The 15,356-nt window shown below is 63.1% G+C and carries 14 protein-coding genes and 1 pseudogene; 12 read left to right on the plus strand and 3 right to left on the minus strand.

All coding sequences use genetic code 11. The features are described from left to right. Window positions 1–113, plus strand: a pseudogene (locus FN835_RS02130) (electron transfer flavoprotein subunit alpha/FixB family protein); the annotation flags it as partial. Between the two features lie 5 nt (window positions 114–118). Beyond that, window positions 119–1,045, plus strand: coding sequence for a dihydrodipicolinate synthase family protein (locus FN835_RS02135; RefSeq protein WP_142661556.1), 927 nt, complete (start codon window positions 119–121; stop codon window positions 1,043–1,045). 33 nt (window positions 1,046–1,078) lie between these two features. Here the strand turns inward: FN835_RS02135 and FN835_RS02140 are convergent, their stop codons facing one another. Continuing rightward, window positions 1,079–1,990 carry a LysR family transcriptional regulator gene (locus FN835_RS02140; RefSeq protein WP_142661557.1) on the minus strand — a complete coding sequence of 304 codons (912 nt, stop codon included), beginning with the start codon at window positions 1,988–1,990 and terminating at the stop codon, window positions 1,079–1,081. A gap of 182 nt (window positions 1,991–2,172) precedes the next feature. Here FN835_RS02140 and FN835_RS02145 point away from each other — a divergent pair, with 182 nt between their 5' ends. From FN835_RS02145 to FN835_RS02190, 10 genes are all read left to right on the plus strand, one after another. After that, window positions 2,173–2,952, plus strand: a complete 780-nt coding sequence (locus FN835_RS02145) for an ABC transporter ATP-binding protein (RefSeq protein ID WP_142661558.1) — start codon at window positions 2,173–2,175, stop codon at window positions 2,950–2,952. Continuing rightward, window positions 2,942–4,882, plus strand: coding sequence for an AMP-dependent synthetase/ligase (locus FN835_RS02150; RefSeq protein ID WP_142661559.1), 1,941 nt, complete (start codon window positions 2,942–2,944; stop codon window positions 4,880–4,882). Before FN835_RS02145 ends, FN835_RS02150 begins: the two co-directional genes overlap by 11 nt. After that, window positions 4,882–5,760 (plus strand): branched-chain amino acid ABC transporter permease, encoded by an 879-nt coding sequence (locus tag FN835_RS02155; RefSeq protein WP_142661560.1) that lies wholly within the window; start codon window positions 4,882–4,884, stop codon window positions 5,758–5,760. The genes FN835_RS02150 and FN835_RS02155 overlap by 1 nt, the downstream gene beginning before the upstream one ends. Before the next feature lie 3 nt (window positions 5,761–5,763). Further along, a complete protein-coding gene (locus FN835_RS02160) occupies window positions 5,764–6,837 on the plus strand; it encodes a branched-chain amino acid ABC transporter permease (protein ID WP_142661561.1) in 1,074 nt (357 codons plus the stop codon). 20 nt (window positions 6,838–6,857) lie between these two features. Then, a complete protein-coding gene (locus FN835_RS02165; protein WP_221930381.1) occupies window positions 6,858–8,093 on the plus strand; it encodes an ABC transporter substrate-binding protein in 1,236 nt (411 codons plus the stop codon). A 4-nt stretch (window positions 8,094–8,097) separates the two neighbouring features. Beyond that, window positions 8,098–8,886 (plus strand): ABC transporter ATP-binding protein, encoded by a 789-nt coding sequence (locus FN835_RS02170; protein WP_142661562.1) that lies wholly within the window; start codon window positions 8,098–8,100, stop codon window positions 8,884–8,886. A gap of 9 nt (window positions 8,887–8,895) precedes the next feature. Continuing rightward, window positions 8,896–10,101, plus strand: coding sequence for a phenylacetate--CoA ligase family protein (locus tag FN835_RS02175; RefSeq protein WP_142661563.1), 1,206 nt, complete (start codon window positions 8,896–8,898; stop codon window positions 10,099–10,101). A gap of 126 nt (window positions 10,102–10,227) precedes the next feature. Further along, on the plus strand, window positions 10,228–10,494 hold the full coding sequence (locus FN835_RS02180) for a hypothetical protein (RefSeq protein WP_142661564.1): 267 nt from the start codon (window positions 10,228–10,230) through the stop codon (window positions 10,492–10,494). Window positions 10,495–10,777: 283 nt separating this feature from the next. Further along, window positions 10,778–12,292, plus strand: a complete 1,515-nt coding sequence (locus tag FN835_RS02185; protein ID WP_142661565.1) for a hypothetical protein — start codon at window positions 10,778–10,780, stop codon at window positions 12,290–12,292. Between the two features lie 182 nt (window positions 12,293–12,474). Next, a complete protein-coding gene (locus FN835_RS02190) occupies window positions 12,475–13,170 on the plus strand; it encodes a DUF1353 domain-containing protein (RefSeq protein ID WP_142661566.1) in 696 nt (231 codons plus the stop codon). Here FN835_RS02190 and FN835_RS02195 read toward each other — a convergent pair. Then, complete coding sequence (locus tag FN835_RS02195) at window positions 13,167–13,895, minus strand: type 1 glutamine amidotransferase (RefSeq protein WP_142661567.1); 729 nt, start codon at window positions 13,893–13,895, stop codon at window positions 13,167–13,169. The genes FN835_RS02190 and FN835_RS02195 overlap by 4 nt on opposite strands. 147 nt (window positions 13,896–14,042) lie before the next feature. Further along, window positions 14,043–14,852 carry an endo alpha-1,4 polygalactosaminidase gene (locus FN835_RS02200; protein ID WP_221930382.1) on the minus strand — a complete coding sequence of 270 codons (810 nt, stop codon included), beginning with the start codon at window positions 14,850–14,852 and terminating at the stop codon, window positions 14,043–14,045. Window positions 14,853–15,356: the final 504 nt, after the last annotated feature.

The following is a 15,356-nucleotide window of genomic DNA, read 5'->3' on the forward strand; positions in this document are numbered from 1 at the left end:
AGGTCATCGTCGCCATCAACAAGGACGAGGAAGCCCCCATCTTCCAGATCGCCGATTACGGCCTGGTCGGTGACCTCTTCACAACCGTCCCGGAACTGACCGGGAAGGTGTAAGCCACATGAATGGCGGGATTTACGCAGCCACCATCTGCACGCTGACCCCGGACGGGCGCATCGATACCGATGCCCAGCAGTCGCATTTTTCCGCCGTTCTGGAAACCAAAGGGATCCACGGGCTGCTGCTGAACGGCCATGCGGGCGAAGGCATCTTCATGTCGCGCGACGAACAGGCCCATGTCATCGCCCTTGCCCGTCAGGTCGCGCCGGACACCCGCATCCTTGCCGCCGTCAGCGCCGAGGCCACGGCTTGGGCTGTCGCGGACGGGCTGGCCGCATTGCGGGCCGGGGCTGATGCCGTGATGGTATTCCCTCCATATTCATGGGCGCTTGGCGCCGATCCCCGTGCCATCGTGGCGCATCATCGCGGCATTGCGGATGCCACGGGCGCGCCGATCTACCTGTTTCAGGGCGCGGTCGGGTCGGGCAAGCTGGCCTATGCCCCGGACACGCTGCGCGCGTTGATGGACATCGACAGTATCGTCGGCATCAAGGAAGGCAGCTGGGAAACCCGCGCCTATGAGACGACCCGCCGCATCGTCCACGCGGCAAGGCCGGATGTGGCCGTGATGGCGTCCGGGGATGAACATCTGCTGTCATGCTATCTGATCGGCAGCGAAGGCAGCGCGGTCAGTCTGGCCGCCATCCTGCCGGAACTGATCGTCGCGCTGGATCAGGCCGTGCGGGACGGGCAGCTCACCCACGCGCTGCAAATCCATACCGCGCTTTTCGACTTTGCGCGGCTTGTCTATGCAGCGCCGGGCCATATGGCGGCTGCGCGGCTGAAGGCGTGCCTTGCGGAACTGGGCCGCATTCCCTGCGATTTTTGCCACGCGCCAACACCTGCTGTCACCAGCAGCGAACGCACCGCTTTGATGGCTGCGCTGCGCCCCTGTCTTGCGCTTTCGATACAGGGCGGCGCTGACTGACCGCTTTGCACGACTGCGCCGGTGCAGCGCGGGTCAGCCCTGCCCTGCGCCGCCGGGATTTCCCAGCCCCGCCGTCAAAGCATCCACCATCTGCTGACCCAGCGGACCCGGACGGCGATGCGCGGGCCATGCCACGACAATCGTGCGGGCGGGATGGAACTGCATGTCTTCGCAGGTCAGGCGCACCACCTCGCCGCGCTGCATTTCGGCGGCGAATGTGCGGGACGCGGAAAAGCACCAGCCAAGGCCCGCGACCACCATCGACTTGATCGCGTCCACATCGTTCACCGTCCAGACATCGGGCGAAAACAGCCGCCCCACCCGCTCCATATCGGTCAGAGGCGAGCCGACGTAATAGATCTGCCTTTCGCGGTCAAAGGCGCGCATCGGCAAGGGCTGCGGCAGGCGGGCAAGCCGATGACCTGCGGCACAAACCGGGGCCAGCACCTCGGACGCAAGATGACGGGCGGATATGTCCAGCGGGATCGCAGCAGCCAGCGTCAGGGCAAAGTCGAAATCGCCATCGCGCAATTCATCCCACAGCGTCGCCAGCGATGAGCTGAAGAACTGGCAGCGGGCATGGGGATGGGCCAGCGCGAAATCACGCAACGCCCGGTTCAAGTCGGCGCGCGGAAACAGCACATCGACCAGCACGCGCAGCCGGGTCTCCTCGCCCACTTCCAAGGATTGCGCATGGGTCGTGAAACTGCGGGCGCGTTCGACAACGCTGCGCGCCTCGGTCAGCAGGACGCGACCGCGCGGCGTCAGTTCGGCCCGACTGGTGCCCGTGCCCAGCAGGGGAAAGCCGCATTGCGCCTCAAGCTGGGTCAGCGAATAGCTGACGGACGATATGGGCCTGCGCAATTCGCGCGCCGCCGCCGTCAGGCTGCCTTGGTCCACGATGGCGCAAAACGCCTGCAGGTGATCGACGAGGTTGGGATGCATTTCAAGATTCCCGAAAGAACTTTGTCATTCTTTTCGTTTTACCCAAAACCGAAACCGGTGCTAGCCTGATTCCAACGATCCGAGGTCGGAGGAGGAGCCGACCAGCAGAACTGTTTGGGAGGACAGCCTATGCACGGTTCTTTTGCGCCGTTCGGGCGCTTTGCAGTCATGCGGGTGCGCCCGTGACAGATGCTGTTCTGGAATGCCGGAACGTCACCCGTCGCTTTGGCGGGGTCGTCGCACTAAAGGACGTGTCGATCGCGGTTGCGCGGGGCGAGATATTCGGACTGGTCGGGCCGAACGGCTCGGGCAAGACCACGCTGGTCAATGCGATCACCGGCTTTTATCCGCCGCAGCAGGGCCAGATCCTGCTGGACGGCCAGCCGATCAACGGCATGAAGCCGTTTCGCATCGCCGACCGCGGCGTGGCCCGCACCTTCCAGAACGTCGCGCTGTTTCATGGCATGAGCGTGTTGGACAATATCCTGATGGGTCGGCACATCTATATGAAGCCGAACCCGCTGGCCTCGCTTTTCTACCCGTGGTGGGCAGCGCGCGAAGAAACCGCCCATCGCCGCAAGGTCGAAGAGGTGATCGACCTTTTGCAACTGGCGCCTGCGCGCGACGAATATGTCGATGTCATTCCTTTGGGTCTGCAAAAGCGCGTCGAACTGGCCCGCGCATTGTGCGCCGAGCCTCGGCTTCTGGTGCTGGACGAACCCATGGCGGGCATGAACCAGGAGGAAAAGGAATACATGGTCCGCTTCATTCTGGACGCGCAGGACGCGCTGGGGCTGACCGTGTTGATCATCGAACATCACATGGATGTGGTCACCGCGCTGTGCGACCGGGTGCTGGTTCTGAACAACGGCCAGCAGATCGCCCAAGGCCCGGCCCGCGAAGCCATCGCCGATCCCCGTGTGATCGAGGCCTATATCGGAAAGCCCCGCGATGCAGCATGATCCCATCGACACCAGCGTGGCGCTGCATCCCGACTGGCGGCCCGGCGACACAATTCTGGCGCGTCTGGCGCAGAACGCCGCGCAGTATCCGGGCGAGATCGCCATGCGCGAACGCGACCGGGGCATCTGGCAGGAATATGACTGGCGCGCCTATCTGGCCGCCGTGACCGAGTTCGCCGCGGGGCTTGAGGCGCAGGGCATCGGCCCCGGCGATGTGGTCATGGTCATCGGCGACAACCGCCCGAACCTGTATTTCGCCATGCTGGGCATCGCCTGTCTGCGGGCCATCCCCTCGCCCGCCTATGCTGATGCGCCGACGACTGAGCTGGCGGCGCAGATGGCGCGCGAAAACATCCGCATGGCCGTGGCCGAGGATCAGGAGCAGGTGGACAAGATGCTGGAGGCCCGCGAAAGCTGGCCCGCACTTGAACTGGTGATCTATGATGACCCGCGCGGTCTGTCCGGGCGCGAGCCTGCGGGCGTCATGGGCTTTGACGCGATCCGCGCCGCCGGGGCCGCACGCTTGCAGGCCGAGCCGGGGCTGCGCGATGCGCTGATCACCCGCGCTTCGGTCCATGACATCGCGGTGCTGATGCATTCCTCGGGGACCACCGGCGCGCCCAAGGGCATTCCGCTGAAGCACGGGCATGTGCTGTCGGGCGTCAGGAACGCCGCCGCCGCCGGGTATTTCCGTCAGGGCGAGGTGCATATGGCCTATCTGCCGATGGCATGGGTAGGCGATTACATCTTCTCGATCGCCGCTGCGACGGAACTGCGTTTCAGCGTCAACATCCCCGAGGCGCAAGAAACTGCGCTGCATGATCTGCGCGAAATCGCGCCCTCGCTTTACTTCGCCTCGCCCCGCGCGTGGTCGGCGATGCTGACCCGCGTGCAGGTGGGCATTGCGGAAACGAAGGGGGTGAAGCGTTGGCTTTACGACTGGTTCATGCCCCGCGCCATGGCCGCCGAACGTGCGCGGCTGGCAGGCAAGCCCGGCGCGGGCGGGTTGACGCGCTGGTTGGGTGAATGGCTGATCTACGGCCCGATCCGCGATCAGCTGGGTCTGGCCCGCGTCAAGCGCGCCTATACCGCGGGCGAGGCGATTGGCGAAGATGTGTTCCTGTGGTTCCGCGCCCTTGGTCTGAACCTGCGCCAGTTCTATGGCCAGACCGAAAACTGCGCGCTGGCCGTGGCGCAGGGGCCGGACGACATTTCCCTGACCACGGTGGGCCGCCCCTTTCCGGGGGTGGAGATGCGGATCGACGATGCGGGCCAGATCCTGCTGCGCGGCGACAATATCTTCGACGGCTACTTCCAGAACCCCAAGGCCAGTGCCGAGGCGCTTGTGGATGGCTGGCTGCAAACGGGCGATGCGGGCCAGATCGAACCGGATGGACAGCTTGTCGTCCTGGGCCGCGTGTCCGAGGTGGTGGAAAAGCGCGACGGCACGCGCTTTATCCCGACCTATATTGAAAACCGGTTGAAGTTCTCCCCCCATATCAAGGACGCCGCCGTCATCGGACAGGGCCGCGACATGCTGGTCGCGATCATCTGCATCGACTTTCAGGCGGTCGGCCAATGGGCGCAGGAAAACGGCGTGGCCTATACCTCCTATGCCGAACTGTCGCAGACGCCGCGCGTCTATGACCTGATCGCGGGGCAGATCGCAGCGGTCAATGCCAGCCTGCCGCATGGGCTGTCGGTGGCGCGTTTCGCCAATCTGCACAAGGAATTCGACCCCGATGACGGAGAGGTCACCCGCACCCGCAAGCTGAAGCGCAACGTGATCGACGACCGTTACGGTCCGATCATTCAGGCGCTGAACGACGGCGCGGACCAGATCGATTTCAAGGCGCGGATCACCTATGAAAACGGCCAGACCGGATCTTTGGATCGGGTGCTGCGGCTGGCCGATGCGGGGGACAGCTGATGGCCTATTTCCTTGAACTGCTGATTTCGGGCGCGCTGACCGGGCTGATGTATGCGCTGGTCGCGCTGGGTTTCGTGCTGATCTACAAATCCGCAGGCGTGCCGAATTTGGCCCAAGGCGCGCTGGTGATGACGGCGGGCTATGCGGTCTGGCTGGTCATGTCATGGGGCCTGCCGGTCTGGGCCGCGATCCCGATCGCAGGCGCGATCATGTTCGGCTTCGGCCTTGTGGTCGAACGGCTGCTGCTGCGCCGCATGGTGGGCCAGCCGGTCATCATGGTCGTCATGCTGACGCTGGGGTTGGAGATCCTGCTGCGCGGCCTTGTTCCCGGCATCCTTGGATCGGCCCCGAAGCCCATCGACCTTGGCATCGACTTCGCCCCCATCATCATCGGCGACGTGTTCATCAACCGCACCTCGCTTTATGGCGGCATCGCGGCATTGGTGCTGGTCGGCGCGGCGCTGGCATTCTTTCGCACCCGTCTGGGCACAAAGCTGCGCGCCGTGTCCGATGACCATGTGTCCAGCTGGGCCGTCGGCATCTCGGTCGAGCGTGCCATCGGCATCTCATGGGGGCTTGCGGGGGTCGCGGCGGTCGTTGCGGGCGCGCTATGGGGGTCGTCGCAGGGCGTTGACTGGACGCTGTCGGCACTGCTGTTTCCCGCCGTCGCCGTGGTGATCCTTGGCGGCGTGGATTCGATCCATGGCGTGGTCCTGGGCGGCATTCTGGTCGGCGTGCTGGGGACGGTCATCCCCGGCTATCTGGACAGCGTCGCGGGCGGCTCGACGCGCGATGTCGTCACCTCGCTGATCATCCTGCTGACCATCATGATCCGCCCCTTCGGCATGTTCGGCCGCGAAGACATCGAAAGGATCTGAGCCATGTTCTATCGCTTGTCGGGCACCTATCACACCAGCTACCGCGCCGACCGCCGGCTGTGGAAGGTGCCGACCGACCGCTGGCTGGTGGTCGCGCTGCTGGTGCTCGGGGCCTTCGCGCCGCTTTACGTCTCGCCGCTTTACCTTGGCAGCTATGTCCTGCCCTGGGTCATCTGGTCGGCGGCGGCGCTGTCGCTGACACTGCTGATGGGGCTGGCCGGACAGTTGCATTTCGGCTTTGCGGCGGTGATGGCAATCGGGGCCTATGCCTCGATCCACCTGACGCGGGCGGGCATCCCGTTCGAGATTTCGCTGCTGCTGTCGGGCCTGATCGCTGCTGTGATCGGCGCGGTCTTTGGCGGTGCGGCCCTGCGGGTCAAGGGGCTGTATCTGGTCATGGCGACGCTGGCGATGCAGTATCTGGTCGATTGGGTCGTGGTGAACGTGCCGTGGATTTCGGGCGGCGCACATGCGACCCTGCGCACGCCTGCCGTCAGTTTCCTGCTGTTGCCGCTGGACAGCCTTGCCGCGCGGTATTGGCTGGCGCTGGGATGGGCGGTGCTGCTGACGGTGTTCTTTATGAACGTCAAGCGCAGCTCATTCGGGCGGGCGCTGGTCGCGATCCGCGACAAGGATTTCGCCGCAGCCGTGATCGGCGTCGATCCGTTCCGCACCAAGCTGATGGCGTTCTTCACCTCGTCGTTCATGGGCGGCGTCACCGGGGCGATCCTTGCCTTCTGCTTCTATCGCGCCGTGACGCCGGAACAGTTCGGCTTCAACGTCTCGATCCAGTTGGTGGCGATGGTGCTGGTGGGGGGCCTGGGTTCGGTCATCGGGTCGTGGCTGGGCGCGGGCTTCGTGCTGCTGGCGCCGATCTTTCTGACGAACATCATATCCGCCCTTGCTGCGACGGGCTGGGTTCCCGTCAGCCAGAACTTTCTCTCGCATCTGCCGCTGATGATCTATGGCGCGATGATCATCGGCTTTCTGCTGCTGGAGCCGCTGGGGCTGGCGAAAATCTACGACAATATCCGCAAATATTTTCTGGTCTGGCCGTTCCGCCACGCCAGAAGCTGATCCTTGGGAGGGGGTCTGACATGAAGGGAGGACAGATGAACTGGATGCGCAAACTGGCACTGACCACCGCCTTGGTCGTGGGCGTCGCAGGGCCGATACATGCCGAAGAAATCAAGTTCGGCCTGCTTCAGGATTTCACGGCGGTCTATACCTTCGTGACCGGGCAATACAATCAAGGGCAGCAGGATTATCTGCGGCTGGTGAACGAGGAAGGCGGCATCGGCGGCAACACCTTCACCGCCATCGTTCGCGACACCGGCAACCAGCCCCAGCGCGGGATCGAGGCCTATAACCGCGCCAAGGAAGAAGGCGCGATCCTTTTCGATTTCCTTTCCACCCCGGTTTCCGCCGCCATTCTGGATCAGGCGCAGTCTGATAAGAACGTTGTCATCACCCCCGCACATGGCCGGGGCGATGCGTCGGACGGGACGGTATTTCCCTATGTCTTTCCGATGATGGCGACCTATTGGGCGCAGGCCGCAAACCTTGTCGAATACATGAAGCAGACCGGCGGGCTTGAGGGGAAAAAGATCGCCATCGTCCATATCGACAGCCCCTTTGGTCGCGAACCGGGGCCGATCCTGCAAGCCCTGTCCGAACAGGAAAAGTTCGAATTCAAGGCCTTCCCCTATGCCAGCCCCGGCAACGAACAATCCTCGGCATGGTCCGAGGTGCGGCGCTATCGCCCCGATTACGTGATGATCTGGGGCGCGGGGGGCGGTCAGGCCGTGTCCGTCCGCACCGCAATCCAGAACGGCATCCGCCCCGAACAGATCCATTCGGTGATCTGGCTGGCCGAAACCGATGCCGCCAATGTCGGCCCGCAGATGAAGGGCGTGAAGCGGTTCGAGGCGACGGCCTCGGGGATGGATCACCCGATCATCCAGCGCATCAACGAAAAGGTCATCGCGCCGGGCAAAGGCTCGGGCGAAACCGCCAATGTCGGCAACAGCTATTACAACCTTGGCGTCGCGACCATGGCCGTCGCGGTCGAAGCGGCGCGGCTGGGGGCCGAAGGCGGGGCCACGATAAACGGCGACGCGCTGAAAGCGGGCTTCGAAAAGATCGCGGGCTATGACGCCGAAGGGCTGATGCCCGCCATCACCATCACGGGGGCTGACCATCAGGGCGGCGGTGCGGGCCGCGTATCGGAATGGGACGGCGAAAAATGGGTGCCCGTGTCGGAATGGCACGCGGCCTATCCCGATCTGGTGCGCAAGGTGATCGAGGAATCCGCCTCGCATTACGGGAAGTGACGCCATGCCCGCGCTGGTTCTGGAAAACGTCGAGGTGATCTATGACAAGGTGTTCCTTGCCATCAAGGGCGTCTCGCTGGAGGTGGCCGAGGGCGAGATGGTCGCCCTGCTGGGGTCGAACGGCGCGGGCAAATCCACGACGCTGAAATCCGTCTCGGGGCTTTTGGGCCCCGAACGCGGGTTGGTCACGCGCGGCGATGTGCGTTTCGGGGATCGGTCGATCCTTAACATGGGCGCACCGGAACGCGTGGCGTCCGGGCTGGTCCATGTGCTGGAGGGGCGGCGCATCTTCGGCCACCTGACGCCGGATGAAAACCTGATCGCCGCCTATCGGGGCCGCAATATCGGGCGCTTCAACGAATTGCGCGATCAGGTCTATGCCTATTTCCCGCGCCTGCGCGAACGCATCAAGTCCAAGTCGGGCTATCTGTCGGGGGGCGAACAGCAGATGCTGGCCATCGGTCGTGCCCTGATGACCGAGCCGCAGTTGATTATGCTGGACGAGCCCTCGCTGGGTCTGTCGCCCCTGCTGGTGCAGGAAATCTTCGGCATCATCCGCGACATTAACGCCCGCGAAAAGCTGTCCGTGCTGTTGGTCGAACAGAATGCGGCGGCGACGCTGGACATCGTGGACCGCGCCTATCTGATCGAACAGGGCCAGGTCGTGATGTCCGGCCCGGCCGAGACCCTGAAATCCAACCCCGATGTGCAGGATTTCTATCTGGGTGGCGCGGATCACGTCGATTACCGCAACGTCAAACACTATCGCCGGCGCAAGCGCTGGCTGGCCTGAGGAAAGCCCATGACCGCCGAACATTACGACCAGACCGAGACGCGCAGCGAAACCGACCGCGCGGCGGACCAGCTTGGCCGCCTGAATGCGCAGATCGCGCGGATGCGGGCCACGCAACCCTTCTGGGCGGACCGGCTACCCGCCGCGCCGCTGGACGATCTGGCCGGGTTGGCCGCCCTGCCCGTGCTGCGCAAGTCGGACCTGAGCGAGCTGCAGGCGCAGGATGCGCCTTTCGGCGGGCTGACGGGGGTGCCGACTGGCCATCTGCGGCGGCTTTTCGTATCGCCCGGTCCGATCTTCGACCCCGAGGGCGGGGCGCCGGACTGGTGGGGATCGGCCCGCGCCCTGCACGCCGCGGGGGTGCGCAAGGGTGATGTGGTGCTGAACACCTTCTCCTATCACCTTACCCCCGCCGCCTTCATCTTCGAGGCGGGCGCCGAAGCGATCGGTTGCCCGGTCATCCCGGCGGGTCCGGGCAATACCGCCGAACAGTTGACCGCCGTCGCCCAGTATCGCCCCCGCGTCTATGTCGGCGTGCCGGATTTCCTGAAGATCCTGCTGGACAAGGCCGATGAGGCGGGCGTGGACCGCAGTTCCCTGCAGGTCGGCATGGTGACGGGTGCAGCGCTGCCCGAAAGCCTGCGCGCCGAGCTGGCGGGACGCGGTGTCGCGGTGCGGCAATGCTACGGCACAGCCGATCTGGGCATCGTCGCCTATGAAGATGGTGGGCCGGGCATGGTGCTGAACGAAGGCGTCATCGTCGAGATCCTGCGCCCCGGCACCGGCGATCCCGTCCAGGATGGCGAGGTGGGCGAAATCGTCGTGACGCGGCTGGACACGGATTATCCTTTGCTACGCTTTGCCACTGGCGACATGTCGGCGATCCTTCCCGCGACGGCGGGCCGCACCAACCGCCGCATCAAGGGCTGGATGGGCCGCGCCGATCAGGCGACCAAGGTCAAGGGCATGTTCGTGCGCCCCGAACAGATCGCCGCCATCGGTCGCGCCGTCCCCGGCTGTCTGCGCCTGCGGCTGGAAGTCCGCCGGGCGGGCGAACAGGACCGGATGCATCTGCTGGTCGAACATCATGACAGCACCGTCGCGGCGACGCTGGCCGAAAAGCTGGCCGAGATCACGCGGCTGAAAGGCTCGGTCGAGATCGTGGCGCCGGGCAGTCTGCCCAATGATGGCAAGGTGATCGCCGATCTGCGCTGAGCGACACGATCAGCATGTATTCGCCGACGTAGGAAAAAATGCACCCTGAATGGGGAACCCTGACCCCTATCGCGGTTTGAGCCTTTGTCACACAACCGATAGCGGAGGATATCGATGAGGACACAGATGCAGATCGGAAACGATGTAGAGGCGAAATTGCACGCTTCGATTCGGACCTGCGCTGGGGCATTGGCAGAGCTTGATACTGCGCTGCACTCGATGAACCTGGTCAGTCTACAAGGAAAACTTGCCGACTCGATGGCAAGTCAGGTCGTGCTGCTACGAGACCTTGCCCAGGAATTCTATGGGACCGAGCTTCCCGAAGATCCCGTGAAGCTGCAAGAGGCGCTTGAGGATCTGCGCAACCAGCCGGGTGCCACGCCGCTGATCTGACCATCGGACCTTGGGTCCTTCCTTCCCTGAACAGGATGCGGCACGCAGCTTTGCGTAGCCGCATCGGTTTTGCGTCTCGCGCCGCAGGAAAACGCTGCGCCAATCTGAAAACCGCTTTGTCACACCGCGACTTGCGTTGCAGGCAAAACTCTGTAACGCAAGGAAACTGTTGAAAATGCCGATGTGCGGGGCGCAAGAATTCGTCCGTATCGGATCGTGTAAGCCCGCACCAGCAAGCCACCACGACCGCCGACCATCCGCAATGCCCTGACAAGGAAACCAGATGCTCGACCGCTATACCACCACAGCCTTGCTTGCCCTTATGCCGATCCCGGCGCTTGCCGTTCCCGCGACAGACGCGGGGGCCGAGCGGCTGACACAGATTTTCCAATCCTATCTTGGCACGACCGAGGGTGTGATTGCCGTGACACCCGCCGGGGATTTCTATGACATGAGCATTGATCCCGCCCCGCTGGTCGCCAAGCTGCCCGAAGACAAGCTGACGCTTGAGATGAAGCCGATCGCCTATCGCCTGCAGGACAACGGCGACGGAACATGGAACGTCTCCGAGGAGCAGGACTTTTCGGTCTCGATCAAGATCAAGGACGTGCAAGACCAGACGATCACGCTTCACAGCCGCTCGTCCGGTATCTGGGATGAAAGCCTTGGCACCTTCCGCGAAAACAAGGGTGAGCTGACCAATATGGTCACCGAGACGATCCAGTATCAGCCCGCGACGGGTTCGCTGGATGATGCGGGCAATTGGATCGAACCTGCGCCGGACGCAGCCCCGGTCATCGTGTCGCGTGACAGCCAGACGACCGAAAGCATGACCTATGAAAATCGCGCCGCCGCGGGCACCGCGGGCGGGGTGGACATCGACGGCAGCTTTGCCGCGCGTGGCCTGGTCCAGAACATGCAGATATATCCCGGCGGCGATCAGGAAGCCCCGATCCATGTCGGCTTCACGTCGCCCGCTTATGATGGCGCCGTCAAGATCGATGAATTGCAAAGCAAGGGCTTGCTGGCCTTGGCGGCATGGTTCGTGGCCCGTCCCTCGGAGGCCTTGATCAAGGAGGGCCAGAACGATCTGCGCGCGCAGCTGACCAGCGCCCTGCCGCTATGGAACGACATGGCGATCGACGCGACCATGCACGATTCGACCGTGGACACCCCCATCGGACGTTTCGCGATGGAGGAGATGTCGATTGATTTCGGCCTGAGCGGCCTTATCAGCGATGCGAAATTCGGCCAGCGTGTCGGCCTGCGCAACCTGACCCTGCCCGAGGGGCTGGCACCCGATTGGTCGCTGCCGCTGATCCCGTCGCAGCTTGATCTGGACCTGCAGCTGGACGGACTGGACCTTGCCGCCGCCAGCAAGATGCTGATCGAAAGCTATGACCTGAACGCCGAAGACCCGTTGGGCACACTGGACGCCCCCGCCATGCAGCAGGCGACCTTTCCCAAGGGACATATCACCTTCAGCCTGAAGGACGGCAAGATCACCGGGCAGGATTACAATGTCATCGCCAGCGGTCAGATGAACAGTCCGCTGACCCCCGGCGGTTCCCCCGAAGGCACGGCACGGATCGCCGCAACCGGACTTGCCAAGATCGAGGCGGCACTGGCAGCAGCCCCGCCCGAAGAAACCGCGCAACCTCTGACGATGCTGCGCATGGCGCGTGCCATGGCCAAACCCGGCACGACCGAGGGCGAGCAGATCTGGGAAATCCAAGCCTTGGGAACGGGTGAGGTCAAGGTCAACGGCATGGCGCTGCGCGGGCCATCGCAGCCGTAACGCAACCGCGCATGGCGGCGGCCACGTCTGTCGCCGCCATGACCGGGCATTTCGGCATCGCGATCGGTCCAAGCCCCGGAATCCTGCCCGAATATACAGCCGTAACGCGAGCATCAGCGTTTCTCTTTTTCGCGCATTGGTGGTGTGATTGTGGAAACAGCCCGTTGTGCGAAAGGCGAATGATGTTCCAACGCCGTCTGCCCCTGCTCGTATCCATATTCACGCTAAGCGCCGCGTTGGCGGGCTGCGGAAACGTCAATTACGCCGAAACCAAGCCCGGTGAATTCAGCGGTGGCCTGTTCGTGATGTGGGTCGGCGAAGGGGGCGCATCAGGGGACGGCAAGTTCGTCTTTGTCCCGAATCCGAACGACCGCCTGACCTTTACCTGGACCGACGATCTGGGCCAGAAGCGCCAGATCCAGCCCGAGATGATGTATACCGACGGCGGCTCGATCCCACGTATCGGGCAATTGTTCAACGGCTTTGGCCCTTGGGGCTATGCTCCGGCCTATATGATCCACGACTGGCTGTTCGTCGCAAAGCATTGCAACGTGGACGGCACGCCGACGCCCGCCGAGCGAAAAGTCGCTGACATCACCTTTCAGCAATCCGCCGAGATTTTAGCAGCATCCATCAAGGCATTGGTGGCGGCGGGACGTGTGCGCGAAAACGATCTGGCGGGTGGCACGATTTCTGGCGCAGTGGCAGGGCCGATTGCCCGCAACCTTTGGGAAAAGAAAGGCGTCTGCCCCGCGCCACGCATCGAGGAACCCGACAGGCTTGCCGCCGAAGCCGCCATTCCCGGATCGTCGGGGGCCGCGTCCCTGCGGCGCAGCGGCGTCCGCCCCGCAACTGTCGTCGGCGCGTTCGGGTTCTAGGCAACCGTAACCTTGGCAATCGCGCGGAACAGGTTGTCATTGATCCGGCGTGCCATCGCGTTGAAGGCCGGCAGGTCGCTGGCGAGCTCCGCCTCAAGCCCTTTGGCGCGTTCGGCCCCCAGCGCGGTCTGCATGCTGGCGGCATATTCGGGCACCGCGCCCCATTCCGCGACCGTGCTGGAGGTCATCTCGACATGGAACTGGATGCCCCATGCCCTTTCCCCCACACGGATCGCCTGAACCGGACATGCAGCGTTTCCGGCCAGCGTGACCCCGTCTTGCGGCAATTGCTGAACCTCGGCCCCATGCCATTGAAAGGCCTGAATTTCTTCCGGGAAACCCGCGAAAAGCGGATCGCTGCGCCCGGCCTGCGTCAAGGTGGTCGCGGTGACGCCGACTTCGGGGGCGGCCATGCGCCCGACCTTGCCGCCCACCGCCTCGGCCAGCAACTGGTGGCCAAGGCAGATACCCAGATAGGGGCGACCCAGATCGCACACCCATGTGCGGATCGCGTCCAATTCCGGGACCAGCCAAGGGTGCTTGTCCGTTTCCCAGACATCCATCGGCCCGCCCATCACCGCAAGCAGGTCAAAACCCGCCAGATCGGGGATCGGCGCACCTTCGTCCAGCGCGACGATATGCACGGAATGGCCTGCCTCATGCCAAAAGTCGCGGAAGATACCCGGATGTTCGACGGCAAGATGCTGGAATACAAGGATGTTCATGTTCGTCCAACGGCTATGATGCGTATATCCAAACTGACCGCACCAGAGCATCGCACGTCAATAGTCTTGACCCATACTGCCTGATTTCTGTCCAGAATGCCGTGATCGCAGGACGGGACAAGGTGCTGCTTTTCGCGTTGGCACAAGCTACGGCACAGGGCACAGCCCGAACACGTAGCCCGGCTGACCCGGTGTCCGCAACAAATGGTCGCGCAACACCGTCAGGTCCGGCTGGTCGGGCAACCGGCATAAGGTGTCAAACGAATGCCCCTTGGGTAACGCATCCTGATATTCGATGTCGATGTGATGCGAGCCGTATTGCGCGCGATAGGCACCGCATTCGTTCCAGGCGGCACATTCTTCGCTGATCACGAAGTCAAAGCCGGCGCCCGGCCCCTTGTCACCCAGATCGGGCGCGTTTTTCTGTCCGGCGGCCAGCCCCCGATGATGCGCAAGGTCCACAAGCTCCGCGGCCAGCGCCAGATTGCCCTGTTCGGTCAGCCCGTCGAAACGGGTCCAACTGTCAAGATTATCGAACTCAACCGCGTCAAAGCCTGACGCGGCACAGCGCGCGATGGCCCTGCCCACCACCTCGGCAATCTGGGTGCGTGATCGGGCAGAGCGGGTATCCAGCGCGTATTCGTCGGGCCAGCCGGGATCAGAAACAGGGTTTCCCTCACCGTCGTGCAAAACCGCGTCGGGATGGTCGTCAATCCATGTCTGCAACTCACCCGGCTGGGTCTGGAAGCCGTTGACATAGCAGATATTGTAAAGCCCCGGCTCAGGCTGCGCGTGACTGTCGCGCGCGACAATGGTGACACGCGGATCGGGGCGATAGGCACCGCCAAGCTGATAATCCGCAGCACCGGCGGTAGGTGGCAGGCGCCATTCAGTATCGGCACATCCCGGCGCCGCGATGACCCAGACGAACATCACTGCGGGCGCAAAATGCTTCATATCCTACCTCAAGGGGCCAAGATTCATGATGTTTCCTACCACGAGCCATAGGGGTCCGACACTTTGAACAGGTGCTGACGACCGATCACACACGCGATTCGTCCGAGGCAGGCCGGCAAAGCTCAATCACGCGGATTTCCTGCCAGAGCGCCCTGCCGCGATTCAGCAACTTGCTGAACTCCAAAGCCGCAATACCAAACGAAGTTGAGAGCCAAACGGTTTGCGCGGAATTCTGCCTATGACGGCTTAATTTTGATCGCCCATCGCCATGCCGTATCAACAAGCTGCTGAAACTATTTGTTTCACATACATCAACCCCTTGCATAACCGCGCACAGATCGAAGGCATATTTTCGCCGATCTTCTGAAATTCACGCGAAACCGAAATCGAATTACTGAATTATAAGTTTGCAAATCGCCAAATCGCTTGGTGATAATGCGGCCTGTGATTCATATTCCAAAGCGCGAATTACGCGTTCGACGAATAAGACAAATATGAAGCCGA

Source organism: Paracoccus laeviglucosivorans (assembly GCF_900182695.1).
Lineage (GTDB): Bacteria > Pseudomonadota > Alphaproteobacteria > Rhodobacterales > Rhodobacteraceae > Paracoccus > Paracoccus laeviglucosivorans.

Bases quoted from the DNA above. Each gene is read 5' to 3' on its own strand.
- FN835_RS02135 (WP_142661556.1), top strand. From the start codon at position 119: ATGAATGGCGGGATTTACGCAGCCACCATCTGCACGCTGACCCCGGAC.
- FN835_RS02140 (WP_142661557.1), bottom strand. From the start codon at position 1,990: ATGCATCCCAACCTCGTCGATCACCTGCAGGCGTTTTGCGCCATCGTG.
- FN835_RS02150 (WP_142661559.1), top strand. From the start codon at position 2,942: ATGCAGCATGATCCCATCGACACCAGCGTGGCGCTGCATCCCGACTGG.
- FN835_RS02155 (WP_142661560.1), top strand. From the start codon at position 4,882: ATGGCCTATTTCCTTGAACTGCTGATTTCGGGCGCGCTGACCGGGCTG.
- FN835_RS02160 (WP_142661561.1), top strand. From the start codon at position 5,764: ATGTTCTATCGCTTGTCGGGCACCTATCACACCAGCTACCGCGCCGAC.
- FN835_RS02165 (WP_221930381.1), top strand. From the start codon at position 6,858: ATGAAGGGAGGACAGATGAACTGGATGCGCAAACTGGCACTGACCACC.
- FN835_RS02170 (WP_142661562.1), top strand. From the start codon at position 8,098: ATGCCCGCGCTGGTTCTGGAAAACGTCGAGGTGATCTATGACAAGGTG.
- FN835_RS02175 (WP_142661563.1), top strand. From the start codon at position 8,896: ATGACCGCCGAACATTACGACCAGACCGAGACGCGCAGCGAAACCGAC.
- FN835_RS02180 (WP_142661564.1), top strand. From the start codon at position 10,228: ATGCAGATCGGAAACGATGTAGAGGCGAAATTGCACGCTTCGATTCGG.
- FN835_RS02185 (WP_142661565.1), top strand. From the start codon at position 10,778: ATGCTCGACCGCTATACCACCACAGCCTTGCTTGCCCTTATGCCGATC.
- FN835_RS02190 (WP_142661566.1), top strand. From the start codon at position 12,475: ATGTTCCAACGCCGTCTGCCCCTGCTCGTATCCATATTCACGCTAAGC.
- FN835_RS02195 (WP_142661567.1), bottom strand. From the start codon at position 13,895: ATGAACATCCTTGTATTCCAGCATCTTGCCGTCGAACATCCGGGTATC.
- FN835_RS02200 (WP_221930382.1), bottom strand. From the start codon at position 14,852: ATGAAGCATTTTGCGCCCGCAGTGATGTTCGTCTGGGTCATCGCGGCG.